Raw genomic sequence first — 25943 nt, forward strand, 5'->3', positions numbered from 1 at the left:
TCCGTTGAACCCCCGTTTATCGCGTCTTGATCTCCGCGACCTACGATCGCCCAGCTGACCGTGCCGAACCAATGCTGTTGCGCTGTAGAGCAAAAGCCGAGGTCAACGGGGGAGACTGACATGCTCCGCATTCATTTCGGCGACGCGGATCTGGCGAGAACCCGGGTTGCCGTGGCATTCGATCCGCTCTGGGAGATCGCCGCGAGTATGCACCGATTACAGTCGCGGACAGGGCGGTGGGCCTACGCCGGGTGGTATCGCACGACACGGCAACAGCTGCGGGAGAAGGGGCTGGAGCGTGTGCTGCGGAGCGTTCTCCTGCCCCTGTATCCAAGGGCGGCGTACTTTCCGGACTTTCTGACTCCCGCCGATGCGGTGGGCGACCTGGCCGCCGGACTGGAATCGATTCTGGCCACGCCTCCGCAACGGGTCCTGCGTGAGATGGCCATCCTCGACCGGACCATCGGAGCACCCGCGTGGGCCGGGCAGTTGGCCGGGCCGGAAGCGCGCAAGGAGTTCGTGGGGATGCTGCGCGCTTACCACGACGCGGTCCTCGCGCCGTACGAGGAACAGGCGCAGGCCCGGATCGAGGCTGAGCGGGCGGCGCGTACCCGGGGGCTGCTGGACGGCGGAGTCGAGGGCATGCTGTCGGGACTCGGGCCGATGCTGCGCTGGCGCCCTCCCGTCCTGGAGGTCGTCTATCCCAAGCAGGTCGAGGACCGGGACCTGTATCTGAACGGACGTGGGCTCACCCTCATCCCTTCGTACTTCAACTGGGCTGAGCCGGTCGCCTTCGCCGACCCGGAAATGCCGCCCGTGCTCTGGTACTCGCTGCTGCATGAGCCAGGACCCGCTGATGCCGCGCACGAAGTCGAGGTTCCCGAGCGGCCCTTGACCGCCCTGCTCGGACGTGCCCGAGCGGTCGCCCTGCGCGCCGCGTCCACCGGCGCCACAACGGGTGAGATCGCCCGCGCCGCCGGAGTCTCGGCGTCCTCCGCCAGCCGACACGCCACCGCGCTGCGCGACGCGGGCCTCATCACCACCGTCCGGAACGGCCCGACCGTGCTGCACACCCTCACACCCACGGGGGCGTCCTTGCTCCGCGCCGCAACACAGCGGACGTCCGGCTGATCGCAGGGCGGCGAGGTGCGGCATGACGCGGAACGGCCTCCGGCCCTCCCCCGAGGGGACCGGAGGCCGCGGCCGGGTGAGCGGCCTGTTGGAGTGCTACGTGGTGACGCGGTAGGCGCTGACCCACGGGCCGATGTTGCCGTAGCCGGTGTCGTCGATGGTGATCGACCAGCCGGTGCAGTCGGCGTGTTCCCACAGCTCCACCCTGGCGCTGCTCTCGGTGCGGGCGGAACGGATGCTGTCGTTCCAGTTGTCGCCGACGTAGGTGCACGCCCCCGTGTCTCCGGAGAACCACCCGTCCAGACCCTCGAAGCCGGTCTCGGCGAAGGCGTGCCAGCTGGCGGCCGCCAGACGGGCATTGCTGGTGGACGAGTCGGACGACGCGTCGGCGGATGCGGTGCCGGCGCCGGCCGACAGCAGCCCGACCGCGGCGAGCGCGGCGGCAGCGGCGGTCGCCCGCTTGAACCCGATTGACTTCTTCATGGTGTGTCCTTCCTTGAGACGTTCACCCACCCCCGTAGGCGGACGTCCTCACCCTCGCGTGGAAGGAACAAGGAGAGGTACCTCGGAACTCTCAGGGTCACTTCTTGCCCGGCGGCGTGTACTCCTTGAGGTAGTGGGCGACGCGGGCGGCGTAGTCGCGGTACTTCGGGGGAACACCGCCCGCGTTGTTCACCACCTTGGTCGAGGTCCGGTAGGCGGCGGCCAGCAGGACCTGGCGGTCGCCGGACAGGCCGGACGGCTTGAGGCGGGGTTCCATGAAGCAGAGGTAGCGGCCCACGGCCGGGATCGACTCGGCGGGGGTGAGGGGAGGTCTGGGGGTTTCCTTCGGCGGGACGCCGTCCGCGCTGATCCACCAGCGCAGGATGCTGGGCGTCCAGCGGGCGATGCCGTACTCGCCCTCCTCACCCGCGCCCGGATCGGAGAGGTTCGGGTCGAAGTTGCTCTCCGCCTTCAGCAGGGCGGCGATCAGTGCAGGGGTGACCTCCGGCTGCACGCAGTCGTGGGCGGAGTCGACGATCAGGCGGCGGTAGGCGACCGGGACGCCTTTGTCCGTACGGAGTTCCGCGGCGCCGTAGGTGGCGGCCGTGACCTTCTGGGGCTCGTCGTCCGAGGCCTCGCCCCCGTCCGCCCAGCTGCTGATGCCGTAACCGAGCGCCGCCACGCCGACGGTGGCGATCGCGGCGGCCAGGGCGGTCGTACGGCGGGAGCGGCGGCCGGGGAGGAGGGCGCGGGGCAGGCGCGGGGAGCGGGTGGTGCCTGCGGCGGTCTCGACGCGGCGCAGCAACGCGTCCGTGCCGATCCGGTCGCCGTGCGTCCGGGTCAGACAGTCCCGCACGATCTCCCGCCAGGCGTCCGGGAGTTCGGGCGACAGACGCAGCTCGTCGGTGCCGCGGGCGTAGGCGGCGGCCGCGTCGCGGCGGGCGGTAGGGGTGCCGCCGGGCAACGGGAAGGAGCCGGTGAGGACCAGATGTGCCAGTACACCGAAGGCCCAGACGTCGGCCGACGGGCGGATACGGCGGCCCCGTTCGCCGATCTCCGACCAGAGCAGCTCGGGTGGGGTGTAGTCGGGGGTGGAGAAGGCGGGTGTGTACGCGTGCGTGCCCTCCAGCTCGGCCGCCATGTTGAAGTCGGCGAGCCGGGCCGAACCGTCCCGCATCAGCAGGACGTTGGCCGGCTTCAGATCTCCGTGCACCCAGCCGGCGTGATGCAGCTGCGCCAGGCCCTCGCAGATCTGCGCGAGCAGCGCGGGCCCGGCGGCCGGGCGGGGGTCGGCGGCGAGCAGGGCCGACAGCGACCCCTCCGCCTTCTCCAGTACGAGGACGGTGGCGCCGTCGAGCGCGGGTACGGCCGGATCGTCGACGGTGAAGGTGTCGTACATCCGGATCAGCCGCGGCTGCTTCAGCCTGCGGTGCAACTCGACCTCGCGCTCGATCAGTTCGCGCAGATGGGCGAGTTGGCGCGGGGTGCCGGTGCCGGTGGGCAGGAACTTCAGGGCGGCCGTGCGGGGCAGGTCGGCACCGGTGTCGGGGCCCGCCCGCCGCGCCTCGTAGACACTCCCGAACGCCCCCGTCGCGATCGGTGCCCGCACCTCCCAGGGGCCCGCCCGGTAGCCCTTCGGCACCGACACGGCGTACGGCTCGGTCACGGAGCCACCCGGCCGGGGGAGGGGTCGGACAGGACCACGAGGTCGTCCTCGCGGACCAGGTCGAAGCGGAGGGCGAGGGAGACCAGGGACTCCTTCTTGCCGTTGAGGCGCGGGCCCGTGTCCGCCGTGTCCGGGCCGGGCTTGAGGCGCAGCTTCACGGCCAGGTAGTCGATGTTCCACTGCACCGAAGTGCGGGACGCGGCGGGCCAGTTGGGACGCAGGCGTTCGACGACCTGGTCCATGGTGGGGAGCGGGGCGTGCGGTTCGCCGCGCAGACGCGGTTCGCACAGGGCCGCGAGGACCGCGAAGTAGCGCTTGGTGCGGTCGACGGAGAACGCCGGGGCGGTGGTCGCGCCGTCCAGGCCTCCCGCCGTGCTGAGGTAGTCGTGGCGCGGCGCCCACACCTCGACCGACAGCAGGTCGCCGGCCGCGGGCAGCACGATCCGCGAGAACTCGAAGGGGACGGGCGCGTCCAGTCGCCCGGGCCCCACCTTGATGTGCTCGCCGGCGCCCTCCGGGTTCTCCACGACGTACGTCTGACTCGAACTGAGGTTGCTCAGCACCCAGAAGGCCCCCTGCGCGGCGATGGCGCCCGCTCTGCGCGAGACGCCGTCGTGGGCGATCTCCAGGTCGTTGTCGGTGCCGCGCCCGAAGGTGAGCCGTTCACCCGGGGCGATTCGGAGCTGAGGGCGGTCGGGCTGGTCCGCCGCGCTCGGCGGCGGTACCACGATGATGCTGTACAAGGTGCGTCTCCCCGTGCCTGGCGGCTACGGGTTCAGAGTAGGGAACGCGGCAGGGCCGTGCCTTCCCCTGCACGGGTGAGACACGGCCCTGCCACATGATTGGCGCGAAAGCGTCAGTTCTGGACGACCATCGTGCTCGCCGCCTTGTCGTGCCAGCCCTGCTGGCGCCCCGACTTGTCCCAGAACGGGGACAGGTAGACCAAGAGCTGGCCGATACCGCAGGCGAAGCTGCCGACGAGCGGGATGATCCAGCGGATGAAGGAGGAGCCCAGGCCCGGCTTCTGGCCGGTGTCCGCCTTCAGCACGCGGATGCCGACGGCGAGCTTGCCCAGGGTGGCGCCCACCAGGCCGACCATCAGCCACTCGTAGAGCAGGCTCGCGATGGCCAGCACGCCGAACACCGCGCCGAACGACGCCGCGATGTCCGAGGAGGCGTCGTTGATGCAGCTGTTGTAGTCGACCGCGTTCGGGTCGCAGTCCTGGGCGGCGCCGACGGAACCGGCGATGCCCGCGAACGCGAGGATGGCGTAGAGCACGCCGATGATCACGGCGTCGAGCAGCCGCGCACCGAACCGGCGGCCCATCGACGCGACCTGCGGATAACCCGGACCGCCGGGAGCACCCGGCATACCGGCGCCGCCCGGGTACTGGGGGTAGCCGTAGCCGCCCTGCGGAGGGACGCCGCCTTGCGGTGCCTGCGGGTAGCCCTGCGGCGCCTGCGGATAGCCGTAGCCGGGCTGGCCCTGCTGGGGATAGCCGTACCCGGGCTGCTGCGGCGGTTGCGGCTGCTGCGGGTTCTGTGGCTGACCGTAGGGGTTGTTGGGTGAGCCGAAACTCATGCTGGGTTTCCTCCGTTGCGCGGGTGGGGACGGTGCGGAGGCGCGGAGGAACATCAGATCTGAGCGGCTTGCCCCCCAACACGGACCGCGATATGGCGCCGCTCATCGTTCTTTATGGATGACTTATTTGTCCAGCCGTGTTCGCTGTGTGTTGTGCAAGTGCAACATCCACGAGCGGCCCGGACCGGCGGCGGACGGGACCCGGATTGGAACCAGGGCCCGGTCATCCGGGAGGATGGAGCCATGACCGCCCAGATTCTCGATGGCAAGGCCACCGCAGCCGCGATCAAGTCCGACCTGACCGCCCGCGTGGCGGCGCTGAAGGAGAAGGGCGTCACGCCCGGCCTCGGCACGATCCTGGTCGGGGAGGACCCCGGCAGCCAGAAATACGTCGCCGGCAAGCACCGCGACTGTGCGCAGGTCGGTATCGCCTCCATCCAGCGCGAGCTGCCCGCGACGGCGACGCAGGACGAGATCGAGGCGGTGGTGCGGGAGCTGAACGAGGACCCCGCCTGCACCGGTTACATCGTCCAGCTGCCCCTGCCCAGGGGCATCGACGAGAACCGCATCCTGGAACTGATGGACCCGGACAAGGACGCGGACGGGCTGCACCCGATGAACCTCGGCCGGCTGGTGCTCAACGAGCCCGCGCCGCTGCCCTGCACCCCGAACGGCGTGCTCACCCTGCTGCGCCGCTACGGCGTGGAGATCAAGGGCGCCGAGGTCGTGGTCGTCGGCCGCGGTGTCACCATCGGCCGCCCGATGCCGCTGCTGCTGACCCGGCGCAGCGAGAACGCGACCGTGACCCAGTGCCACACCGGCACGCGGGACCTGTCGGCGCATCTGCGGAACGCCGACATCATCATCGCCGCCGCGGGCTCCGCCCATCTGATCCGCCCCGAGGACGTCAAGCCCGGCGCCGCCGTCCTCGACGTCGGTGTCTCGCGCAGCGCCGAGGGCAAGATCGTCGGCGATGTCCACCCGGACGTCGCGAAGGTCGCCGGCTGGATCTCCCCCAACCCCGGCGGTGTCGGCCCGATGACCCGGGCGCAGCTGCTCGTCAACGTGGTCGAGGCGGCGGAGCGCAGTGTCGGCTGACGGCAGCGGCGTGTCGGCCGACGGCAGCGACGTGGAGAAGGCGACGCCCGCCGGCGAGGCGGCCGAGGAGCTTGAGGTGCGGGACGCGGTCAGTGCGCCCGATGCCGAGGGCAGGGCGCGGCGGGTCACTCGCCGCTTTCCGCTGTTCACCAGGGACACGGCACGTCCGGAGGGTGGCGGGCGCGCCGCGCGTGGTGACGCTCCGGCGCCTGCCCGGCAGTGGCCGATGCTGGCGGTGCTGTCGCTGGTGGGGGTGGGGTTGCTGGTGACGGCGCTCGATGCGTTCCGTATCGGCACGATGCTGATTGGCGTTGCCCTGTTGAGTGGGGCCGTGCTGCGGTTTGTGCTGCCGGGGGTGGGGATGCTGGCGGTTCGGTCGCGGTTCACGGATATCGCCACGTATGGGGTGCTGGGGCTTGCGATTGTCCTGCTGGCGTTGATGGTGCAGCCGAATCCTTGGCTGGAGATTCCGTTCTTGAAGGACACGCTGCACTTCACTGTGGATACGTAGGTTGTCGGTTCGCTGCGGGTGTGTGGGGGCTGGTCGCGCAGTTCCCCGCGCCCCTTACGGGGCGCTGTAGGAGGTGAGCGATGGGCGGGTGGCAGCCGCTGCCTGAGGATCTGCCGCCGGAGGTACGGCACTTCGTGGAGCAGTTGCGGCAGGTGAAGGACCGGACCGGCCTCAGCCTGGTCGCGCTCGGTGCGCGTACCGCGTACAGCAAGTCCTCCTGGCATCGCTACCTCAACGGCACGCAGCCGCCGCCCCGGCAGGCCGTGGTCGCTCTGTGCCGGGTCGCGGGCGTGGACGCGGAACGTCTGGGGGTGCGCTGGGAGATGGCGGTGGAGGCCTGGCCGCGACCGGCGGGATCGCAGAAGGGCGACGAGGGCGAGGAGTACGAGGACGACCCCACGCGCCCGTGGTGGGACGCGCCGGACGAGGAGCCGGCTGCGGATCCGTCCCGTCGGCTGCTCGTGGTGGCCGTCGTGCTCGTACTGGTTCTGCTGGCGCTGACGGTGATCGGCGTCGTCGTCTTCGGATAGGGCCGGGTACGCCGCCCGCGGGTGCTGGGGGTTGCGGGGCCTGTGCGCTTTCGGTGACCGCGTATGTGCGTTCTGTGTGTCGATGTGTTGACAAGTTCGCGGATTTACGACGAAGTCGCTCAACAATCGGGCTAGCGTGGCCAATCGGGACGGTCCGGGACGTCCCGAGTGTCTGCCAGGGGGACTGCCGGGCGGGGTCGGGGAGAGGGCTTCACCGGTGGGAGACTGGACCACGGTCCTGTGGGCGTGCGACGGTGCAGGCCCTCGGCCCCGATGCACCCGTGCGCCCCCACCCCGGGAACTGAGATCCTGACTGGGCGCATCCCTGTGGGTAGCCAGAACGGGGACTCGGCAGAGGGCACCATGCGCGGGGGCAAGAAACAGCACGAACCGGGGGGAAGAGGGGGGAAGCAATGCCTCGTTGGAGGGCCTTGCCGGATGAACTCGATCCGCAGGTCAGGGAGTTCGCGAGCCAGTTGCGGAGGCTGGTGGACCGCAGCGGCCTGAGCGTCGCCGCGGTGGCCGACCGCACGGGCTACAGCAAGACGTCCTGGGAGCGTTATCTCAACGGCCGGCTGCTCGCGCCCAAGGGTGCGATCGTCGCGCTGGCCGAGGTGACCGGGACCAATCCCATCCATCTGACGACCATGTGGGAGCTGGCCGAGCGTGCGTGGAGCCGTTCGGAGATGCGCCACGACATGACCATGGAGGCGATCCGGATCTCCCAGGCGCGTGCCGCGCTCGGGGAGTTCGGGGCGCCGCCCGCCAACGCGAAGAGCGGCAAGACGGCCCGCAAGAGCGGCAGCGCGACGGCGACGCCGGGGATTGCGGGACCGGCGGGGGTGGCACCGACGGTGCCGCCGCAGCCGACGGCGCCGGATGTGCGGGACGCGGAGCCGGGGACGCCCGGTACGTCCGGTACGCCCGGCCGTTCCAGTGGGGGCAACTCGTGGGGGATGGCCGGATATGCGGGGCCTTCGCAGGCTGGGGGGTCGCGAGCGGTCGGTGCGGGTGCGGGTGCGGGTACGGGTACGGGTGTGCCTGTGGGTTCGGGTGCTGCCGTGCCTGGTGCTGTCGTGCCGGGGGCGTTCGGTGAGCCGCCGCAGGGGCCTCGTCCCGGGGACGGTTCGCCGTCCGGCGGGTCGTCGGGGAAGCGCAAGGTGACGATGTTCCTCGCGGGGGTCGTCGGGGTGCTCGTCGTGGCCGCCGCCGCGTTCTTCTTCATGGAGCGCGGCGACGACAAGCCCAAGGACACGGCCAAGTCGCCCTCGCCGTCCGCCAGCTCCGATCCCGCGCTGCCGGCCGGCGTCAAGTGCAGTGGCGCCGACTGCACGGGCAAGGACGCGGAGGCCATGGGGTGCAGTGGCGACCTTGTGACCACCGCGAAGACGGCGACTGTCGGTACGACCGTTGTCGAGGTGCGGTACAGCGAGACCTGTGGCGCGGCGTGGGGGCGTATCACCGCTGCCGCGCAGGGCGATGAGGTGCAGGTGACGGTGGGGAAGGCCGAGCAGACGGGGTCCATCACCGCCGCCGGAGACACCATCGCGTACACGCCGATGGTGGCCGTGAAGGATGCGGGCGAGGCGGAGGCGTGCGTGACGTTGGCCTCCGGCGAGCAGGGTTGTACGGAGTAGGAAGCGACAACTTTCCAGCCTGTCCGGCGTTTGAGGACGAGGCCGTCAGGCCGAAGCGGGGGTCTGGGGGCGGCAGCCCCCAGGCTCAGCGCCGGGCAACGGAACAATTTGCGGTACGACACGCATGGCTCGCCCCGGAGGGGGCAGGCGGAGAACTACCCCCACGGGAGTCCGGCTGTGTCGGTACCCCCACCTGGCGGCCGCTGTTGTCCCCCCTCTCCCGGGCATGGCGGCCGCCTTCTTTTGGGGGCTGTGGGGTGGGTTACAGGGGGCCGGACGTCCGGGATCCCGGATGCGCGATAGCCTGACCGGTGATCTCTCTTGACGCCAAGAGATCGATCATTCGGACCCCCGGGGCAGGGACGCCCCATCGCCAGCTGTCATACGGAGAACGCCATGACCCGCACTCCCGTGAACGTCACCGTCACCGGCGCGGCCGGCCAGATCGGTTACGCCCTGCTCTTCCGCATCGCCTCCGGCCAGCTGCTCGGCGCGGACGTGCCGGTCAAGCTGCGGCTCCTGGAGATCACCCCGGCGCTGAAGGCCGCCGAGGGCACCGCCATGGAGCTGGACGACTGCGCGTTCCCCCTCCTCCAGGGCATCGAGATCACCGACGACCCGAACGTCGCGTTCGACGGCGCCAACGTCGCGCTGCTCGTGGGTGCCCGCCCCCGCACGAAGGGCATGGAGCGCGGTGACCTCCTGGAGGCCAACGGCGGCATCTTCAAGCCGCAGGGCCAGGCCATCAACGCCCACGCCGCGGACGACATCAAGGTCCTGGTCGTCGGCAACCCGGCCAACACCAACGCGCTCATCGCGCAGGCCGCCGCCCCCGACGTACCGGCCGAGCGCTTCACTGCGATGACCCGCCTCGACCACAACCGCGCGCTGAGCCAGCTCGCGAAGAAGACGGGCGCCTCGGTCGCCGACATCAAGCGGCTGACGATCTGGGGCAACCACTCCGCCACCCAGTACCCGGACATCTTCCACGCCACCATCGCCGGCAAGAACGCCGCCGAGGTCGTGAACGACGAGAAGTGGCTGGCCGAGGACTTCATCCCGACCGTCGCCAAGCGCGGCGCCGCCATCATCGAGGCCCGCGGCGCGTCCTCCGCGGCCTCCGCCGCCAACGCCGCCATCGACCACGTGTACAGCTGGGTCAACGGCACCGCCGACGGCGACTGGGTCTCCATGGGCATTCCGTCCGACGGTTCGTACGGCGTCCCGGAGGGCCTCATCTCCTCCTTCCCGGTCACCACCAAGGACGGCGCGTACGAGATCGTCCAGGGCCTGGACGTCAACGAGTTCTCCCGCGCCCGTATCGACGCCTCCGTCAAGGAGCTCGAGGAGGAGCGCGAGGCGGTCCGCGGTCTCGGCCTCATCTGAGCCGACGTTTTCTCCCGATCCCCGGGCCGCGGTGCGCGTGGCCCGGGGATCAGTGCGTTCAGGGTTGCCTGGAAGACTGGTCCGCATGTTCGGGAAAAGCAGCAGCGCCGTCATCTTCGTGCGGGACGCGGACGTGGCCGTATCGTCCCTCCGCCAGGCCCTCGCCGAGGCGAGCCCAGAGGAACGCCCCGGCCTGGAGCGGGCCGTCGCGGTCGCCGAGCGGGCCGCCGCGGCCACCGAGTCGGACGTACGGGCGCGTTGGGTGCGTGAGCGACTGGCCGGCGCGGGATATCAGGGGCCGGCCGACTCGGTCGAGGCGATCAAGGTGCTGCGTCAGGCGGAGCCGGGTCTCAGCCTGGTCGCGGCCGTGGAGCTGGCGAAGTCCGCGGCCGCCAAGTGACTCACGCGACGGGTTCCTCGTCAGTCCCGTAGCCGCTTCTCGAACCAGTGGTGGGCGTAGACGTGGTCGACGTACGCCGGGATCTCCCGGTATCCGCACGCCCGGTACATCGCCTGCGCCTCCGTGAGCACCGCGTGCGTGTCCAGTCGTACGACGTCGAAGGCGCGGCGTCGGCCCTCCCGCTCCAGGGCGTCGAGGATCCGGCGGGCGAGCCCGAGGCGCCGGGCGTCCGGGTGCACCCACACATGGCGGATCTCGCCGACGCCGTCTTCCAGCCGCCGCAGCGCCCCGCACCCCACCGGCCTGCCCTCCTCGTACGCCACGAAGAACGCCCCGGCGTCCCCGGACACCTCCTCGGGCCGTACGAGGTCCGACGGGTCGAACCCTTCCGGGAAGCGGTCGTCGATGTCGGCGGCGTAGGCGTCGAGGCAGGCCCGGGCGTCCTCGGAGGCGCCGTCGACGAGGTCGACGGTGATGGCGGCGAGGCGCAGCAGGCGGCGGGTGGTGGTCATCGCCTCCGTGAGGTCGGCGCGCTGCCGGTCGGTGAGGCCGCCGAGGAGGTGGGCCACGAGGGCGTTGGCCCGGCGCTGCTGTTCCTTCAGCTCGACGTGCCCGGCCGGGGTCAGCTCGACCATCCGCAGCCGGTTGTCGTCGGGGTGCACGGCGATACGGACCATGCCCTGCGCCTCCAGGGCCTTCGCCATCCGGCTCAGGTACCCGGCGTCCAGGCCGAGCCGGCTCCTCAGCTCCCGCAGGGACACCCCGGCCGGGCTCTCGGCGATCTCGAACAGCAGCCGGGCCTCGCCGAGCGGGCGGTCCTGGCCGAGGTAGTGGTCGTCGAGCGCGCCGATACGGCGCGTGAAGTAGCGGTTGAACCGGCGGAAGGCCGTCACATGTTCCGTCGAGACTGGCTCAGTGCTGACTGGCTCCATACTTCTTTGACTTTAGTCAAAGGATGCGGGCTCGTCCACCGCAGGGCCGCGGACCGCCCCGGTCTCCCGGCCTCCCGGCATTCCGGTTCCCTCGCCCCACCTGCCCCTCTATGCTGCCGCCCCACCCGCCCACACCGCCGCACGCCAGCGAGGCGACCCGGCTGCTGTGCGCGGGCACCTATCTGGATTCCGGTTACCGGGACCGGGTCATCGAGCAGCTGCACCTCCACGAACAGCGGATCGTGGCCCCGTCGCTCGGCTTCGACGCGGCCCGGGTGCTCGCCCACGCGCTGCGCGCCCGGCGCCAGGAACTGCTCTGGGCCGGGCTGATCGTCGGCCTGTGGGTGGTCGGGCTGCCGCTGACCGGCGGACTGCTCGCCGGGTTCCTCGTCCCCAGCCTGCTGCTCGCGGTCGCCTCCTGGGTCCGCGGCAAGGAGGCGCAGCCGCCGCTGTACCGACGGCTGCCCGCCTTCATGTTCCGCTGGTGGGGCCGCATCCTCTTCACGATGTTCCTGATCACCACCGTGGTCGCGGCGTTCGGCGGCGGGGACGAAGAGTCGTACTCCTCCTCCTATTACTCCTCCTACGGCGACTCGTACTACGTCGGCGACTCCTCCACCTGGACCGACCTGCTCGCCCCGGACTTCTCCGAGGCCGGTGGCATCCTGGAGCCCTGGCAGGCCGGGCTCACCCTCGGCGTGTTCGCGCTGATCGCGCTGTGCGTGGCCGGGCAGCGCGGGCAGTTCGCCAAGGTGCTGGCCGCAGAACTGTCCCCGCAGCGCTTCCCGGACGCGGCCGATGACCCCGCCGAGCAGGCCGAGGGGCAGCGCTTCCAGCGGCTCAAGGAACGCATCCGTGTCGAACAGCACGCGCCGCTGATCATGTACCACGAGAAGCGGCCGTTCTGGGGGCGACGAGCCGTCGGCCGCCACGAGCCGGCGGCGCCGTGCCGCCGGTCTCCACCCCCGACGCCTCCTACCGCAGCCCGGATGGCGAACGCCGGCTGCAGGTGTACCAGGTGGCGGAGGGGTCACCGGAGGAGTCCTTCGAGCTGTTCCTGTCCGACGAGACCCCGAAGGCCCCCGGCTTCAAGGAACTGGACCTCCAGACCCTCGACGACGGCGAGTTGCCGGGCTCCCGGCTGGAGTATCTGGCCGACTCCCTCAGGGGCGAGCCCGATGTCGGCCCCTGGCATGTCTACGACGAGCGTTTCGTCGCCGAGGACGGCAAGATCTACGCGATCGCCGCGTACGGCCTCGACTCCGACGGCCGCGAGGACGAGCTCCAGCTCCTGACCGCCGCGCTGGAGGGTTTCTGCCCGCCCTACGCCTGCGAACCGGCGTCCATCGACTGAGGCGACCAAGGCGCCTGTTCAGTGACACGCCCCACTTTCGGCCATGTATTGCGCATGGATCAGCGAGGCCGGGGGCAGGCGCTCACGGTCCCCGAGGGTGACACGTGTGTGACTCAGGGGCACTGAACAGGAACGGAAGGCAATACCGATCATGGCAAGGCAGCAGGCGCAACGGACGATCCATGTCGACGGCCAGTGGCTGGAAGCGGTCTCCGGCGCCACCCGCGCAGTTGTGGACCCGGCAGACGCCCTGCCCTTCGCCGTGGTCGCGGAGGGTGACGAGAAGGACACCGATCTGGCGGTCGCCGCGGCCCGCCGCGCCTTCGACGAGGGGGACTGGTCGCACACCCCCGTCGCCGAGCGCGCCGCGCTGCTGCGCCGCGTCGCCGATCTCCTCGTGCGCGACCGTGAGCCGCTCGGGCTCCTGGAGAGCCGTGACGCGGGCAAGACCGTCGAAGAGGGCCGGATCGACATCGACTGCGTCGCCGACGCTTTCCGCTACTTCGCCGACCTGGTGGCGGCGGAGGGCGCGGGCCGGGTGGTCGACGCGGGCTCGCCCGACATCCACAGCGTCGTGGTGCACGAGCCGGTCGGCGTCTGCGCGTTGATCACGCCCTGGAACTACCCCCTGCTGCAGGCCAGCTGGAAGATCGCCCCGGCGCTCGCGGCCGGCAACACCTTCGTGATCAAGCCGAGCGAGATCACGCCGCTGACGACGATCGCCCTGATCGACCTGCTCGCGGAGGCCGGTCTGCCCGCCGGCGTGGCCAACATCGTCACCGGACCCGGCCATTCGGTCGGCGCCCGCCTCGCCGAGCACCCCGACGTCGACCTCGTCTCCTTCACCGGCGGCCTGATCAGCGGCACGAAGGTCGCCCAGGCCGCCGCCGTGACCGTCAAGAAGGTCGCCCTCGAACTCGGCGGCAAAAACCCCAACGTCGTCTTCGCAGACGCCTGCGCCACCGACGAGGACTTCGACACGGCCGTCGACCAGGCCCTCAACGCCGCCTTCATCCACAGCGGTCAGGTGTGCTCCGCGGGCTCCCGGCTCATCGTCGAGGAGTCGGTCCGCGAGCGCTTCGTCGCCGAACTCGCCCACCGCGCCTCGAAGATCCGCCTCGGCCGCGGCACCGAGGACGGCGTGGAGTGCGGCCCGCTGGTCTCCGAGCAGCAGCGCGCGAAAACCGAGTCGTACGTCGCCTCCGCGCTGGAAGAGGGCGCGGTGCTGCGCTCCGGCGGCAAGCGTCCCGAGCCGAGCGCGGAACGCCCGGCCACCGGCTACTTCTACGAGCCGACGGTGCTCGACCAGTGCCACCGCGAGATGAAGGTCGTACGCGAAGAGGTCTTCGGCCCGGTCCTCACCGTCGAGACGTTCCGCACGGAGGACGAGGCGGTGGCCCTCGCCAACGACACGGAGTACGGGCTCGCTGGCGCCGTCTGGACGACCGATGCGGGACGGGCCCGCCGGGTCGCTGCGCGGTTGCGGCACGGGACCGTCTGGATCAACGACTTCCACCCTTACCTGCCGCAGGCGGAGTGGGGTGGGTTCGGCAAGAGTGGGGTGGGGCGCGAGCTTGGTCCGGCCGGGCTTGCGGAGTATCGCGAGAGCAAGCATGTGTATCAGAACTTGGCGCCGAAGCCGGTTCGCTGGTTCGCCGGGTAGCTGTTGTCTGCCGCGCCGTCGTGGCTGGTCGCGCAGTTCCCCGCGCCCCTTTGGGGCGCGTCCAGTCACGCCCCTTGATCCCTTTTGGAGTTACTGTCCCATGTCCGAAAACCCCCACCTCTACGACTACGTCGTCATCGGCGGCGGCACCGCGGGCTCCGTCATTGCCTCGCGCCTCACTGAGAATCCGGATGTCACCGTTGCCGTCATCGAGGGCGGTCCGAGTGATGTCGGCCGGGACGACGTGCTGACGCTGCGTCGTTGGATGGGGCTGCTCGGTGGTGAGCTGGACTATGACTACCCGACGACCGAGCAGCCGCGCGGCAACTCGCACATCCGGCACAGCCGTGCCCGGGTGCTCGGGGGGTGTTCGAGCCACAACACGCTCATCGCCTTCAAGCCGCTGCCGTCCGACTGGGACGAGTGGGAGGCGGCCGGTGCTCAGGGGTGGGGCGCAGTGCCGATGGAGGCGTACTACGCGCGGCTGTTGAACAACATCGTCCCGGTCGACGAGAAGGACCGGAACGCCATCGCCCGCGACTTCGTCGACGCCGCGCAGGCCGCACTCGGCGTTCCGCGCGTCGAGGGTTTCAACAAGAAGCCGTTCACCGAGGGCGTCGGCTTCTTCGACCTCGCCTACCACCCGGAGAACAACAAGCGGTCGAGCGCGTCGGTGGCGTACCTGCACCCCGTGATGGACGAGCGCCCGAACCTGACGATCCTGCTGGAGACGTGGGCGTACCGGCTGGAGCTGGACGGCACGCGGGCCGAGGGTGTGCACGTACGGGACAAGGACGGCGCGGAGTTCGTCGTACGCGCCCGCAACGAGATCCTGCTCTGCGCCGGTGCCGTGGACTCGCCGCGCCTGCTGCTCCACTCGGGCATCGGGCCCCGTAAGGACCTGGAAGCACTCGGCATCCCGGTCGTCCACGATCTGCCCGGCGTCGGGGAGAACCTGCTCGACCACCCGGAGTCGGTGATCGTCTGGGAGACGGACGGCCCCATCCCGGAGAACTCCGCGATGGACTCCGACGCGGGCCTGTTCGTGCGCCGCGACCCCGAACACGCGGGCCCGGACCTGATGTTCCACTTCTACCAGATCCCGTTCACGGACAACCCGGAGCGACTGGGCTACGAGCGCCCGGAGTTCGGCGTATCGATGACCCCGAACATCCCCAAGCCGAAGTCCCGTGGCCGCCTGTACCTGACGAGCGCCGACCCTGCCGTGAAGCCCGCCCTCGACTTCCGCTACTTCACGGACGAGGACGACTACGACGGTCGGACGCTGGTCGACGGCATCCGCATCGCCCGCGAGATCGCCAAGACCGAGCCCCTCGCGGGCTGGCTCAAGCGCGAGGTGTGCCCCGGTCCGGAGATCCTCGGCGACGCGGAACTCAGCGAGTACGCCCGTAAGGTCGCGCACACCGTGTACCACCCGGCGGGCACGTGCCGTATGGGCGCGGCGGCCGACGAACAGGCGGTCGTGGACCCGCAGTTGAGGATCCGTGGCCTGGAGGGGATCCGGATCGCCGACGCGTCCGTGTTCCCGACGATGCCCGCCGTGAACCCGATGATCGGGGTGCTCATGGTCGGGGAGAAGGCCGTCGACCTGATCGGTGGTGGTGCGTGATGAGTACGACGCCGAACACGCCCGTCTTCTCCGTCCAGGGCCTGTGGAAGGTCTTCGGCCCGAAGGCGGACCGCGTTCCCGCCGACCCGGAACTGGCGGCCCTCGGACCCGCCGACCTCCGCGCCCGCACCGGCTGTACGGCCGCCGTCCGTGATGTCTCCTTCGACGTCCGCAAGGGCGAGGTCTTCGTCGTCATGGGCCTGTCCGGCTCCGGCAAGTCCACCCTGGTCCGCTGTCTGACCCGCCTCATCGAGCCGACGTCCGGCACGATCGCCATCGACGGCGAGGACGTCCGCGCCATGGACAAGCCCCGCCTCCGCGAACTCCGCCGCCACCGTGCCGCGATGGTCTTCCAGCACTTCGGCCTCCTCCCGCACCGCACCGTCCTCGACAACGTCGCCTACGGCCTGGAGATCCAGGGCATGGGCAAGGCGGAGCGCCGCGCGCGGGCGGCGGAGGTGGTGACCAAGGTCGGCCTGGACGGCATGGAACACCGCAAGCCGAGCCAGCTGTCCGGCGGCCAGCGCCAGCGGGTGGGCCTGGCCCGAGCACTGGCGGTGGACCCCGAAGTCCTCCTCTTCGACGAGCCGTTCAGTGCCCTGGACCCCCTGATTCGCCGGGACATGCAGGAGGAGGTCATCCGCCTCCACCGCGAGGAGGGCCGCACCATGGTCTTCATCACCCACGACCTCAGCGAGGCCCTGAAGCTGGGCGACCGCATCGCCCTCATGCGCGACGGCCGCGTGGTCCAACTGGGCACGCCGGAGGAGATCGTGGGCTCTCCGGCCGACGAGTACGTACGGGAATTCGTACGGGATGTGCCGCGGGAGCAGGTGATGACGGTGCGGACGGCGATGCGGGCCGGGGAGTGCGGGGGCTCGGAGCATCCCGACGCGCTGGCCCCCGAGGCGGTCGTCGCGGAGGCGATCAAGACGGTGGCCCACTCCGGAAAGCCCGCGTGTGTGGTGGAGCAGGGCCACTGCCTCGGGGTGGTGGACCACGAGCAGTTGCTCGGCGTGGTCGCAGGCACCGTAGCCGCGAGCAGCGGCAGCCGTGAAACCGCCGTAACTGCGGGCAGTCGTGCCGCTGGGGCGGCACGGGTGGGCGCAGCGGCACCCCGCCAGCGCGGGCGAGCGCCACGCCCCGACGCCGACCCCCACGCGGAGGCGGTCTGATGGCAACGCTCACCGTCCCGACCTCTCGCACCGCACTGCCTGGCGTCCTGAAGCACCAGGCGGTGGCCAAGCTCACCCTCCTCACCCTCACCGCAGCGATCCTCGTCCCCCTCGCCCACGCCCGCTGGACCGGCGGCGCCTGGCCCGACGCGCTCACCGTCGACGTATCCGAGCCCCTCACCAGGACCAGCGACTGGATCATCGACAACCGGGACAGCCACCCCCTGTTCCTCTACTTCTTCGGCCACGTCAGCAACGCCGTCGTCGTCTCCGTACGCGCCGTCTACCTCCTCCTGCTGGCCGCCGGCTGGGCAGGCGTCACCGCGGTCGGCGCACTGATCGCCTGGCGGGTGGCCGGCGTGCGCCTGGCCCTCGGCACGGCCGCCGCGTTCCTCACCTGCGGCCTGCTCGGCATGTGGATCCCGACGATGCAGACCCTCGCCCTGATGGTCGTGGCGGTCCTCGCGTCGGTCGTGGTCGGCGTACTGCTCGGTCTCGCCGGGGGACTGTCCCCTCGTACGGACCGCGCTCTGCGCCCGGTCCTGGACACCATGCAGGTGCTGCCCGCCTTCGCGTACCTCCTCCCCGTCGTCCTGGTCTTCGGCATCGGCGTCCCCGCGGCCGTCCTCGCCACCGTCGTCTACGCCGCCCCGCCCATGGCCCGCCTCACGGCCCTCGGCCTGCGCGGCGCCGACAAGGAGGTGCTGGAGGCAGTCGAGTCGCTCGGCACCACCGCGCGCCAACGCCTGCTGACCGCCCGTATCCCGCTGGCCCGCAAGGAACTCCTCCTGGGCCTCAACCAGACGATCATGATGGCGCTGTCGATGGCGGTCATCGCGTCGGTGATCGGCGGCGGCGGTCTCGGTGACCGCGTCTACCAGGCGCTGGCCTCGGTCGACGTGGGCGTCGCGCTCGCGGCCGGGATTCCGATCGTGCTGATCGCGGTCGTCCTGGACCGCGTGACCGGTGCGGCAGGCGAGCAGCGGGGCGGGGACGGTCGTAAGGCGATATGGGCGTACGGGGCCGTCGGCGCCCTCGTCATCGCCCTCGCCGCCCGGTTCGCGGGCCGTGCCGACTGGCCGGACGCCTGGACGGTCGCCATCGCCGAACCGGTCAACCGGGCCGTCGACTGGATGACCGCGCACCTCTACTCCGGCGTCCCCGTCATCGGCGGCACCGCCGACTGGGCCGCGCACTTCACCACATGGGTCCTGGACCCGGTCCGTGACGGGCTCCAGTGGCTGCCCTGGTGGTCGGTGCTGCTGATCGTCGCCGCGCTGGCCTGGCTGATCGGCACCTGGCGCACCGCGCTGACCGCCGTACTCGCCATGGCCGCGATCGGCGTACTCGGCGTCTGGGACTCCTCGCTGGACACCCTCTCCCAGGTCCTCGCGGCCGTGGCCGTCACCCTCGTCCTCGGCTTCGCGACCGGTATCGCGGCGGCCCGCAGCGACCGCGTCGAGCGGCTGCTCCGTCCCGTCCTGGACGTCTTCCAGACGATGCCGCAGTTCGTCTACCTGATCCCGGTCGTCGCGCTGTTCGGCGTGGGCCGCGCCCCGGCCGTCGCCGCGGCCGTCGTCTACGCGCTTCCGGCCGTCGTCCGCATCACCGCACAGGGCCTGCGCCAGGTCGACCCGGCCGCGCTGGAGTCCTCGAGTTCGCTCGGCGCGACGACCTGGCAGCAACTCCGGCAGGTCCAACTCCCCCTCGCCCGCCCGGCGTTGCTCCTCGCGCTCAACCAGGGCGTGGTGCTGGTTCTCGCCGTCGTCATCATCGGCGGCCTGGTCGGCGGCGGAGCCCTCGGCTACGACGTCGTGTTCGGGCTCGCGCAGGGCGATCTGGCGACCGGCCTGGTCGCGGGCGCCGCGATCGTGTGCCTCGGCCTGATGCTCGACCGGGTGACCCAGCCGACCGAACGCCGCGCGAAGAAGGGAGCGTGACATGCGACTTCGTACGACTGCCATGGTGGCCGGGGCGTCTTCGCTGCTGCTGCTCACCGGCTGCGGCGCCGCCGACATGACCAAGCAGGCCTCGCCCTTCGCCAACGCCCAGGGCACCAAGTCCGTCACCCTGTCCGTGCAGTCCTGGGTCGGCGCGCAGGCCAATGTCGCCGTCGCCCAGTACCTGCTCGAACACGAGCTGGGCTACCGCGTCGACACCGTCCAGATCGACGAGGTGCCGGCCTGGGACGCGCTCAGCCAGGGCCGCGTCGACGCGCTCCTGGAGGACTGGGGCCACCCGGAGGAGGAGCAGCGCTACGTCGCCGACAAGAAGACCATCGTGAACGGCGGCGGACTCGGCGTCACCGGGCACATCGGCTGGTACGTCCCGACGTACTTCGCCAAGCAGCACCCCGACGTCACCGACTGGAAGAACCTCAACAAGTACGCCTCCCAGCTGCGCACCGCCGAAAGCGGCGGCAAGGGCCAGCTGATGGACGGCTCCCCGTCCTACGTCACCAACGACAAGGCGCTGGTCAAGAACCTGAAGCTGAACTACCAGGTGGTCTTCGCCGGTTCGGAGGCCGCGCAGATCACCCAGATCAAACAGTTCGCCAAGGAGAAGAAGCCCTTCCTCACCTACTGGTACGCCCCCCAGTGGCTCTTCAAGAAGGTCCCCATGACCGAGGTGAAGCTCCCGGCGTACAAGGAGGGCTGCGACGCCGACCCGGAGAAGGTCGCCTGCGCCTATCCGCACACCCCGCTGCAGAAGTACCTCAACGCCGACTTCGCCAAGAACGGCGGCGAGGCGGCCCGGTTCCTCAAGAACTTCAAGTGGACCACCGAGGACCAGAACGAGGTCTCCCTGATGATCGCCGACCAGAAGCTCAGCCCCGAGGAGGCGGCGAAGAAGTGGGTGGACAGCCACGAGTCGACGTGGCGGGCGTGGCTGTCCCGGTAGCTCGGTAGCAGCACGCCGGGCGCCCTAGCGGAGGGCGCCCGGTGTCCTCACCCGTGGTCTCCCGGGGTCCTCAGCCGTGATCCCCCGGCGTGTAGTGCCCCGGCACCATCCGGCAGGTCACGCCGAACCGGTTCCAGGCGTTGATCACCGTGATCGCGGCGATCAGCTGGGCCAGTTCGGCCTCCTCGAAGTGCTTCGCGGCCGTCTCGTAGACCTCGTCCGGCACGAAGCCGTCGGTCAGGACGGTCACGGCCTCCGTCAGCTCCAGCGCGGCCAGTTCCTTCTCCGTGTAGAAGTGCCGGGACTCCTCCCAGGCGCCCAGCTGGATGATCCGCTCGACGCTCTCGCCCGCGGCCAGCGCGTCCTTGCTGTGCATGTCGAGGCAGAGCGCACAGCGGTTGAGCTGCGAGGCGCGGACCTTCACCAGCTCCAGGAGCTTGGGGTCGAGTCCCTTCCGGGAGGCCGCGTCGAGACGGACCATCGCCTTGTAGACCTCGGGGGCGTGCTCGGCCCAGGCCAGCCGGGGGGTGTGCTCGGGGGCGTACGGAACGGTTTCGTGTGTGGTCATGCCCTCGACCCTAGGAGCGAAGCAGCCCAGGAGTATGGTCCATTTCCATGGCGGAATCCTGGGCCACTCTGGGCGTCGACCTGCATCTGGAACCGACCGGCACCGGCCTGCGCCGGGGCCTGACCGACGCCCTGCGCGAGGCGGTCCGCACCGGCCGCCTCGCCCCCGGCACCCGGCTGCCCTCCTCCCGCACCCTCGCCGCCGACCTGGGCATCGCCCGCAACACGGTCGCCGACGCCTACGCCGACCTCGTCGCCGAGGGCTGGCTCACCGCCCGCCAGGGCTCCGGCACCCGCGTCGGCGACCGTACGGTCGTCCCGCCGGCCGACCCGTCCCGCTCCCGCCGCGAGCAGCACCGTCCGACGTACGACCTGCGCCCCGGCACCCCCGACCTCGCCTCCTTCCCCCGCGCCGCATGGCTCAAGGCCGCCCGCCGCGCCTTCACCGCCGCCCCGAACGACGCCCTCGGCTACGGCGACCCCCGCGGCCGCGTCGAACTGCGCACCGCACTCGCCGGCTACCTCGCCCGAGCCCGCGGCGTGCGCACCGACCCCGACCGCATCCTGATCTGCTCCGGCTTCGCCCACGCCCTGGGACTCCTCAGCACGGTCCTGCGGTCGCGCGGCACACGGACCGTCGCCGTGGAGTCGTACGGCCTTCCCCCGCACTGGAACCTGCTCACGGCCGCCGGCCTGCGCACCTGCCCGCTGCCCTTCGATGAACTCGGCACGGGCATCGGCGAGTTGAGCGGCGTCGGCGCCGTACTCCTCACCCCCGCCCATCAGTTCCCCATGGGCGTGCCCCTGCACCGCGACCGACGGACGGCCGTCGTGGACTGGGCGCGGCGCACCGGCGGGCTGGTGCTGGAGGACGACTACGACGGCGAGTTCCGCTACGACCGCCAGCCCGTCGGCGCCCTCCAGGATCTCGACCCGGACCGCGTGGTCCACCTCGGCACGGCCAGCAAGTCCCTCGCCCCCGCGCTGCGCCTGGCGTGGATGGTCCTGCCGCCCGGCCTGACGGACGAGGCGGTGGCGGCGAAGGGCGGCCACGACACCTGCGGGGTGCTGGACCAGCTGACGCTGGCCGAGTTCATCACGTCCGGTGCCTACGACCGCCATGTCCGCGCCGCCCGGCTGCGCTACCGGCGTCGCCGTGACGCCCTGGTCGCGGCCCTGGCGTCGCGGGCGCCGGAGGTGCGGGTCACCGGCATCGCGGCCGGCCTGCACGCCGTCCTGCGCCTCCCGCCCGGCACCGAGAAGCCGGTGCTCCAGGCCGCCACCTGGCAGGGCCTCGCCCTGCACGGACTGACCTACTTTCGCCACCGGGAGGCGGTGACCGAGCCCTTGGACGCGCTGGTCGTGGGGTACGGCACACCGCCGGACCATGCGTGGGCGGGGGCGCTGGACGCGTTGTGCAGGGTGCTGCCGTAGGACGGGCCCGGCTCAGGCTCCAAGGCTCTAAGGCTGAGGATCCGCAGAACTCGGGACATTCCCGGGGGCGGCCGACTCAGGCACCTCCTCCGTCACCTCCCCGAACCGCGCCAGCGCCAACGCCCCCGCCACGGCCACCAGGAACCCCAGCACGGCGAGCCACGCCAGCCCTTCTCGCGTACGGTCGCCCAGCCACACCACGCCCACCAGCGCGGGCCCGACGGTCTCCCCGATCACCATCCCGGCGGTGGCGGTGGTCACCGAGCCGCGCTGCAGGGCCGAGGTCAGCGACAGGAACGCGGCGCCGCCGCCCAGCAGCAGCGCGTACGCCGCCGGATTCGCGAGGAGGTCCGAGGGCGCGAGCGAGTCGATCAGCCGCACCGCCACCTCGACCACCCCGAAGCCGAACCCGGCGCCCAGCCCCAGCAGCAGGGCACGCCCCCGCTCCGGCAGCCGCCCGCCGCCCAGCCCGAGCAGCAGCACCGCCACGGCCGTGGCGAGCATCGCGTACTCCAACGCCGCCGGCCCGCCCCGGTCGCCCTCCGTCCCCGACGCCACCCCCAGCATGGCGAGCCCGGCGCACACGACCCCCACCGCGGCCCACTCGCTCCCGGTGAGCCGTACCCGCAGCAGCCGCGCCGCGACCACCGCCGTCACGGCGAGGCTGGAGGCCAGCGCCGCGCCGACCGCGTAGATCGGCACCGACCGCAGCGCGGCGACCTGGAACAAGAACCCCAGCCCGTCGAGCGCCAGCCCGGCCAGATACCGCCACTGCCGGACCGCCCGCAGGAACAGCGCGGCCTCCCCGCCCCGGCCCGTGTCCGCAGTCCGCGTCGCCATCGCCTGCAACACCGTCGCCGTACCGAAGCAGACCGCGGCACCAAGGGCGCACACCATTCCAAAGAGCACAAAGTGACAGTAGGGGAGAGGCGCGAGGGGCGGCCCGGCTGCGGGGCCCCTCTTACCGATCTCTAAGCTGACCGCCGAAGATCCACACCAACGGGGAGACATGAACATGGCCGACACACGCCGGCAACTGCGCTCGGGCACGGTCGTACTGGGCGGCATGGGACTGCTTGCCGCGGCCCTGACCTCCTGCTCCTCCGACCCCGACAAGCGCTGCGTGGACCGCGACAGCTACCGCCTCGGCAAGGGCTACAACGTCATCGCCGACAAGAACTGCAAGTCGGCCACGACCGTCGACGGCGCCTACTACTACGGCGGCAAGAAGAAGGGCGACTGGGTCAAGGGCGGCTCCTTCACCAAGTCCGGCAAGGGATCCGGCAGTTCGTCGGGCAGCGGCGGGAGCAGCGGAGTCGACCGGGGCGGCTTCGGCAGCGACAAGGGCAGCTCCGGCGGCTGAACGGGAACGTACCGACACCCATGGAACGCCGTACCATCGAGCCCCGCCCCGGCTGGCAGCAGACCGTCGAGGAACAGGGCCTCATCTATCCCCTCACCCGCCACCCCGACAACTCCCTGCGCCCCTACTGGGACGAGAGCGCCTACTACGTCTTCTCGCTCCCGGAAGTGGAGGCGCTGGAGGAGGTCGTCGAGGAACTGCACGGCATGTGCCTGGCAGCGGCCGAGCACATCGTGCGCGAGGACCGCTTCGCCGACCTCGGCATCACCGACCCGCGCATCGTCGAGGCGGTCACCGAGGCCTGGCACCGCCGCACCGAACTCCCTTCCGTCTACGGCCGTTTCGACCTCCGCTACGACGGCACGGGCCCGGCGAAACTCCTCGAGTACAACGCCGACACCCCCACCTCCCTGGTGGAGGCGGCCTCGCCCCAGTGGTTCTGGATGGCGGAGCGCTTCCCGGGCGCCGACCAGTGGAACTCCCTCCACGAACGCCTCATCGCCGCCTGGAAACAGCAGTCCGCGCTGCTCCCGCCCGGCAGCCCGCTCTACTTCGCGCACTCCTCGGCCGACGAACTCGGCGAGGACCTGATGACGGTCGCCTATCTGAAGGAGACGGCGGAACAGGCGGGTCTGGACACCGCCTGGATCTCCATGGAGGAGATCGGCTGGGACCGCCTCTCCGGCCGCTTCGTCGACAACCAACTCCGCTTCATCCGCGGCTGTTTCAAGCTCTATCCCTGGGAATGGCTCACCACCGACCGCTTCGCCGGCCACGTCCTCGACACCCTCGACAACGGCGGCGGCACCGGCAGCACCCTGTGGATCGAACCGGCCTGGAAGATGCTGCTCAGCAACAAGGCCCTGCTGGCCATCCTCTGGGAGCTGTATCCGGGCCACCCCAACCTGCTCCCCGCCTACCTCGACGGCCCCCGCGACCTGGCCACCACCACGGGCTACGTCGCCAAGCCCCTGCTGGGCCGGGAGGGCGCGGGTGTCACCATCCACGAGCCGGCCACCTCGGCCGCCGATCCCGCCGTACGCGAAGAGCCCTGCTGCTACCAGGAGTTGGCCCCCCTTCCCGACTTCGACGGCAACCGCGTCGTCCTCGGCGCCTGGGTCGTCGCGAACGAGTCGGCGGGCCTCGGCATCCGGGAGTCGTCCGGCCTGATCACAGACGAGTACGCACGCTTTCTGCCGCACGTGATCCTCTAGACCCCCAGCACGGCCCGCAACTGCGCCAGCCCCCAGTCCAGGTCCTCCTTGCCGATCACCAGGGGCGGCGCGATGCGGATCGTCGCCCCATGGGTGTCCTTCACCAGCACACCCCGGTCCATCAGCTTCTCGGACACCTCCCGCCCCGTCCCGTACGCCCTGGCGATGTCGATGCCCGCCCACAGCCCGCGCCCCCGCACCTCCGTCACATGACCCGTGCCGACCAGCCCCGCCAGCTCCCGCTGCAGATGCTCGCCCAGCTCCGTGGCCCGCGCCTGGAACTCGCCCGTCCGCAGCATCGCCAGCACCTCCAGCGCCACCGCACAGGCCAGCGGATTCCCGCCGAACGTCGACCCGTGCTCCCCGGGCCGGAACACCCCCAGCACCTCGGCACTCGACACCACGGCCGACACGGGCACAACGCCACCGCCCAGCGCCTTGCCCAGCACATACATGTCGGGCACCACCCCCTCGTGCTCGCACGCGAAGGTACGTCCCGTCCGCCCCAACCCCGACTGGATCTCGTCGGCGACGAAGAGAACATTCCGCTCCCGAGCCAGCTCCCGCACCGCCGGCAGATAACCGGGCGGCGGCACGATCACCCCCGACTCGCCCTGGATCGGCTCCAGCAGCACCGCCACGGTGTTCTCGGTCATCGCCTCCCGCATCGCCGTCAGATCCCCGTACGGCACGATCGCGAAGCCCGGCGTGTACGGCCCGAAGTCCGCGCGCGCCTCCGGATCCGTGGAGAAGCTGATGACCGTCGTCGTACGGCCGTGAAAATTGCCGCCCGCGACCACGATCTTCGCCATCTCCGCCGGCACGCCCTTGACCCGGTACCCCCACTTCCGGGCCGTCTTCACGGCCGTCTCCACCGCCTCCGCGCCCGTGTTCATCGGCAGCACCATCTCCATGCCGCACAGCTCGGCCAGCTCCGCGCAGAACGCGGCGAACCGGTCGTGATGAAACGCCCGCGACGTCAGCGTCACCCGCTCCAGCTGCGCCTTCGCCGCATCGATCAGCCGCCGGTTGCGGTGACCGAAGTTGAGCGCCGAATACCCGGCCAGCAGATCCAGATACCGCCGCCCCTCGACATCCGTCATCCAGGCCCCGTCCGCCGTCGCCACGACGACCGGCAGCGGGTGGTAGTTGTGGGCGCTGTGGGCGTCGGCGGCTTCGATGAGGCTTTCCGTAGCGGTCACGGCAACTCCCGAACATGAGGCGGACCCCCTTCCTATCGTCGCTCGGATGCCGGACGCGGGAGCCAAGCCGACTCATGCGCCCGG

24 protein-coding genes are annotated in these 25943 nt (G+C 71.0%); 16 read left to right on the forward strand and 8 right to left on the reverse strand.

Going from position 1 to position 25943, the window contains the following annotated elements:
* Positions 1 to 120: 120 nt before the first annotated feature.
* Complete coding sequence (locus AB0I98_RS06460; RefSeq protein ID WP_362936092.1) at positions 121 to 1131, forward strand: ArsR family transcriptional regulator; 1011 nt, start codon at positions 121 to 123, stop codon at positions 1129 to 1131.
* 96 nt (positions 1132 to 1227) lie between these two features.
* Here AB0I98_RS06460 and AB0I98_RS06465 read toward each other — a convergent pair whose 3' ends face one another.
* From AB0I98_RS06465 to AB0I98_RS06480, 4 genes are all read right to left on the reverse strand, one after another.
* Positions 1228 to 1614, reverse strand: a complete 387-nt coding sequence (locus AB0I98_RS06465; RefSeq protein ID WP_362936095.1) for a peptidase inhibitor family I36 protein — start codon at positions 1612 to 1614, stop codon at positions 1228 to 1230.
* 97 nt (positions 1615 to 1711) lie between these two features.
* A complete protein-coding gene (locus AB0I98_RS06470; RefSeq protein WP_362936098.1) occupies positions 1712 to 3280 on the reverse strand; it encodes a protein kinase in 1569 nt (522 codons plus the stop codon).
* On the reverse strand, positions 3277 to 4023 hold the full coding sequence (locus tag AB0I98_RS06475) for an FHA domain-containing protein (RefSeq protein WP_362936101.1): 747 nt from the start codon (positions 4021 to 4023) through the stop codon (positions 3277 to 3279). The genes AB0I98_RS06470 and AB0I98_RS06475 overlap by 4 nt, the downstream gene beginning before the upstream one ends.
* A gap of 113 nt (positions 4024 to 4136) precedes the next feature.
* Complete coding sequence (locus tag AB0I98_RS06480) at positions 4137 to 4862, reverse strand: RDD family protein (protein ID WP_362936103.1); 726 nt, start codon at positions 4860 to 4862, stop codon at positions 4137 to 4139.
* Positions 4863 to 5105: 243 nt separating this feature from the next.
* On the opposite strand from AB0I98_RS06480, the gene AB0I98_RS06485 reads away from it, so the two are divergent.
* From AB0I98_RS06485 to AB0I98_RS06510, 6 genes are all read left to right on the forward strand, one after another.
* Entirely contained in the window at positions 5106 to 5960 is an 855-nt protein-coding gene (locus AB0I98_RS06485; protein WP_362936106.1) for a bifunctional methylenetetrahydrofolate dehydrogenase/methenyltetrahydrofolate cyclohydrolase, read from the forward strand.
* Between the two features lie 31 nt (positions 5961 to 5991).
* Positions 5992 to 6471, forward strand: a complete 480-nt coding sequence (locus AB0I98_RS06490; RefSeq protein WP_362936472.1) for a DUF3017 domain-containing protein — start codon at positions 5992 to 5994, stop codon at positions 6469 to 6471.
* 80 nt (positions 6472 to 6551) lie between these two features.
* Positions 6552 to 7001: a helix-turn-helix transcriptional regulator gene (locus tag AB0I98_RS06495; protein ID WP_362936109.1), complete on the forward strand. Its 450-nt coding sequence runs from the start codon at positions 6552 to 6554 to the stop codon at positions 6999 to 7001.
* A gap of 431 nt (positions 7002 to 7432) precedes the next feature.
* Positions 7433 to 8638: a DUF2690 domain-containing protein gene (locus tag AB0I98_RS06500; protein WP_362936112.1), complete on the forward strand. Its 1206-nt coding sequence runs from the start codon at positions 7433 to 7435 to the stop codon at positions 8636 to 8638.
* 396 nt (positions 8639 to 9034) lie between these two features.
* Positions 9035 to 10024: a malate dehydrogenase gene (locus AB0I98_RS06505; protein ID WP_362936115.1), complete on the forward strand. Its 990-nt coding sequence runs from the start codon at positions 9035 to 9037 to the stop codon at positions 10022 to 10024.
* Between the two features lie 85 nt (positions 10025 to 10109).
* Positions 10110 to 10424: a hypothetical protein gene (locus tag AB0I98_RS06510; RefSeq protein WP_362936118.1), complete on the forward strand. Its 315-nt coding sequence runs from the start codon at positions 10110 to 10112 to the stop codon at positions 10422 to 10424.
* Between the two features lie 20 nt (positions 10425 to 10444).
* Here the strand turns inward: AB0I98_RS06510 and AB0I98_RS06515 are convergent, their stop codons facing one another.
* Entirely contained in the window at positions 10445 to 11356 is a 912-nt protein-coding gene (locus tag AB0I98_RS06515) for a helix-turn-helix domain-containing GNAT family N-acetyltransferase (protein ID WP_362936121.1), read from the reverse strand.
* A 110-nt stretch (positions 11357 to 11466) separates the two neighbouring features.
* On the opposite strand from AB0I98_RS06515, the gene AB0I98_RS06520 reads away from it, so the two are divergent.
* The 6 genes from AB0I98_RS06520 to AB0I98_RS06545 all read left to right on the forward strand — a co-directional run bounded on the left by AB0I98_RS06520 (position 11467) and on the right by AB0I98_RS06545 (position 20079).
* Complete coding sequence (locus tag AB0I98_RS06520) at positions 11467 to 12651, forward strand: hypothetical protein (RefSeq protein WP_362936124.1); 1185 nt, start codon at positions 11467 to 11469, stop codon at positions 12649 to 12651.
* 210 nt (positions 12652 to 12861) lie between these two features.
* Positions 12862 to 14373, forward strand: coding sequence for an aldehyde dehydrogenase family protein (locus tag AB0I98_RS06525; RefSeq protein ID WP_362936127.1), 1512 nt, complete (start codon positions 12862 to 12864; stop codon positions 14371 to 14373).
* 100 nt (positions 14374 to 14473) lie between these two features.
* Positions 14474 to 16003, forward strand: a complete 1530-nt coding sequence (locus AB0I98_RS06530; protein WP_362936130.1) for a GMC oxidoreductase — start codon at positions 14474 to 14476, stop codon at positions 16001 to 16003.
* Entirely contained in the window at positions 16003 to 17178 is a 1176-nt protein-coding gene (locus AB0I98_RS06535; RefSeq protein WP_362936133.1) for a glycine betaine/L-proline ABC transporter ATP-binding protein, read from the forward strand. Before AB0I98_RS06530 ends, AB0I98_RS06535 begins: the two co-directional genes overlap by 1 nt.
* On the forward strand, positions 17178 to 19118 hold the full coding sequence (locus AB0I98_RS06540) for an ABC transporter permease subunit (RefSeq protein WP_362936136.1): 1941 nt from the start codon (positions 17178 to 17180) through the stop codon (positions 19116 to 19118). The genes AB0I98_RS06535 and AB0I98_RS06540 overlap by 1 nt, the downstream gene beginning before the upstream one ends.
* Position 19119: 1 nt before the next feature.
* A complete protein-coding gene (locus AB0I98_RS06545; RefSeq protein ID WP_362936139.1) occupies positions 19120 to 20079 on the forward strand; it encodes an ABC transporter substrate-binding protein in 960 nt (319 codons plus the stop codon).
* A gap of 70 nt (positions 20080 to 20149) precedes the next feature.
* Here AB0I98_RS06545 and AB0I98_RS06550 read toward each other — a convergent pair whose 3' ends face one another.
* The gene (locus tag AB0I98_RS06550) at positions 20150 to 20647 is read right to left on the reverse strand and encodes a carboxymuconolactone decarboxylase family protein (protein WP_362936141.1); all 498 of its coding nucleotides are present in this window, start codon (positions 20645 to 20647) and stop codon (positions 20150 to 20152) included.
* 47 nt (positions 20648 to 20694) lie between these two features.
* Between AB0I98_RS06550 and AB0I98_RS06555 the strand changes: the two genes are divergently transcribed.
* Entirely contained in the window at positions 20695 to 22080 is a 1386-nt protein-coding gene (locus AB0I98_RS06555; RefSeq protein WP_362936144.1) for a PLP-dependent aminotransferase family protein, read from the forward strand.
* Between the two features lie 27 nt (positions 22081 to 22107).
* On the opposite strand, the gene AB0I98_RS06560 is transcribed toward AB0I98_RS06555, so the two are convergent.
* Positions 22108 to 22977, reverse strand: a complete 870-nt coding sequence (locus tag AB0I98_RS06560) for a hypothetical protein (RefSeq protein ID WP_362936474.1) — start codon at positions 22975 to 22977, stop codon at positions 22108 to 22110.
* A gap of 118 nt (positions 22978 to 23095) precedes the next feature.
* Here AB0I98_RS06560 and AB0I98_RS06565 point away from each other — a divergent pair, with 118 nt between their 5' ends.
* Both AB0I98_RS06565 and AB0I98_RS06570 read left to right on the forward strand, forming a co-directional pair.
* Positions 23096 to 23443, forward strand: a complete 348-nt coding sequence (locus tag AB0I98_RS06565) for a hypothetical protein (RefSeq protein ID WP_362936147.1) — start codon at positions 23096 to 23098, stop codon at positions 23441 to 23443.
* Positions 23444 to 23463: 20 nt separating this feature from the next.
* Entirely contained in the window at positions 23464 to 24657 is a 1194-nt protein-coding gene (locus tag AB0I98_RS06570) for a glutathionylspermidine synthase family protein (protein ID WP_362936150.1), read from the forward strand.
* Here AB0I98_RS06570 and rocD read toward each other — a convergent pair.
* Positions 24654 to 25859: an ornithine--oxo-acid transaminase gene (rocD, locus tag AB0I98_RS06575; RefSeq protein WP_362936153.1), complete on the reverse strand. Its 1206-nt coding sequence runs from the start codon at positions 25857 to 25859 to the stop codon at positions 24654 to 24656. The genes AB0I98_RS06570 and rocD overlap by 4 nt on opposite strands.
* Positions 25860 to 25943: the final 84 nt, after the last annotated feature.

This window comes from Streptomyces sp. NPDC050211 (genome assembly GCF_040656035.1).
Lineage (GTDB): Bacteria > Actinomycetota > Actinomycetes > Streptomycetales > Streptomycetaceae > Streptomyces.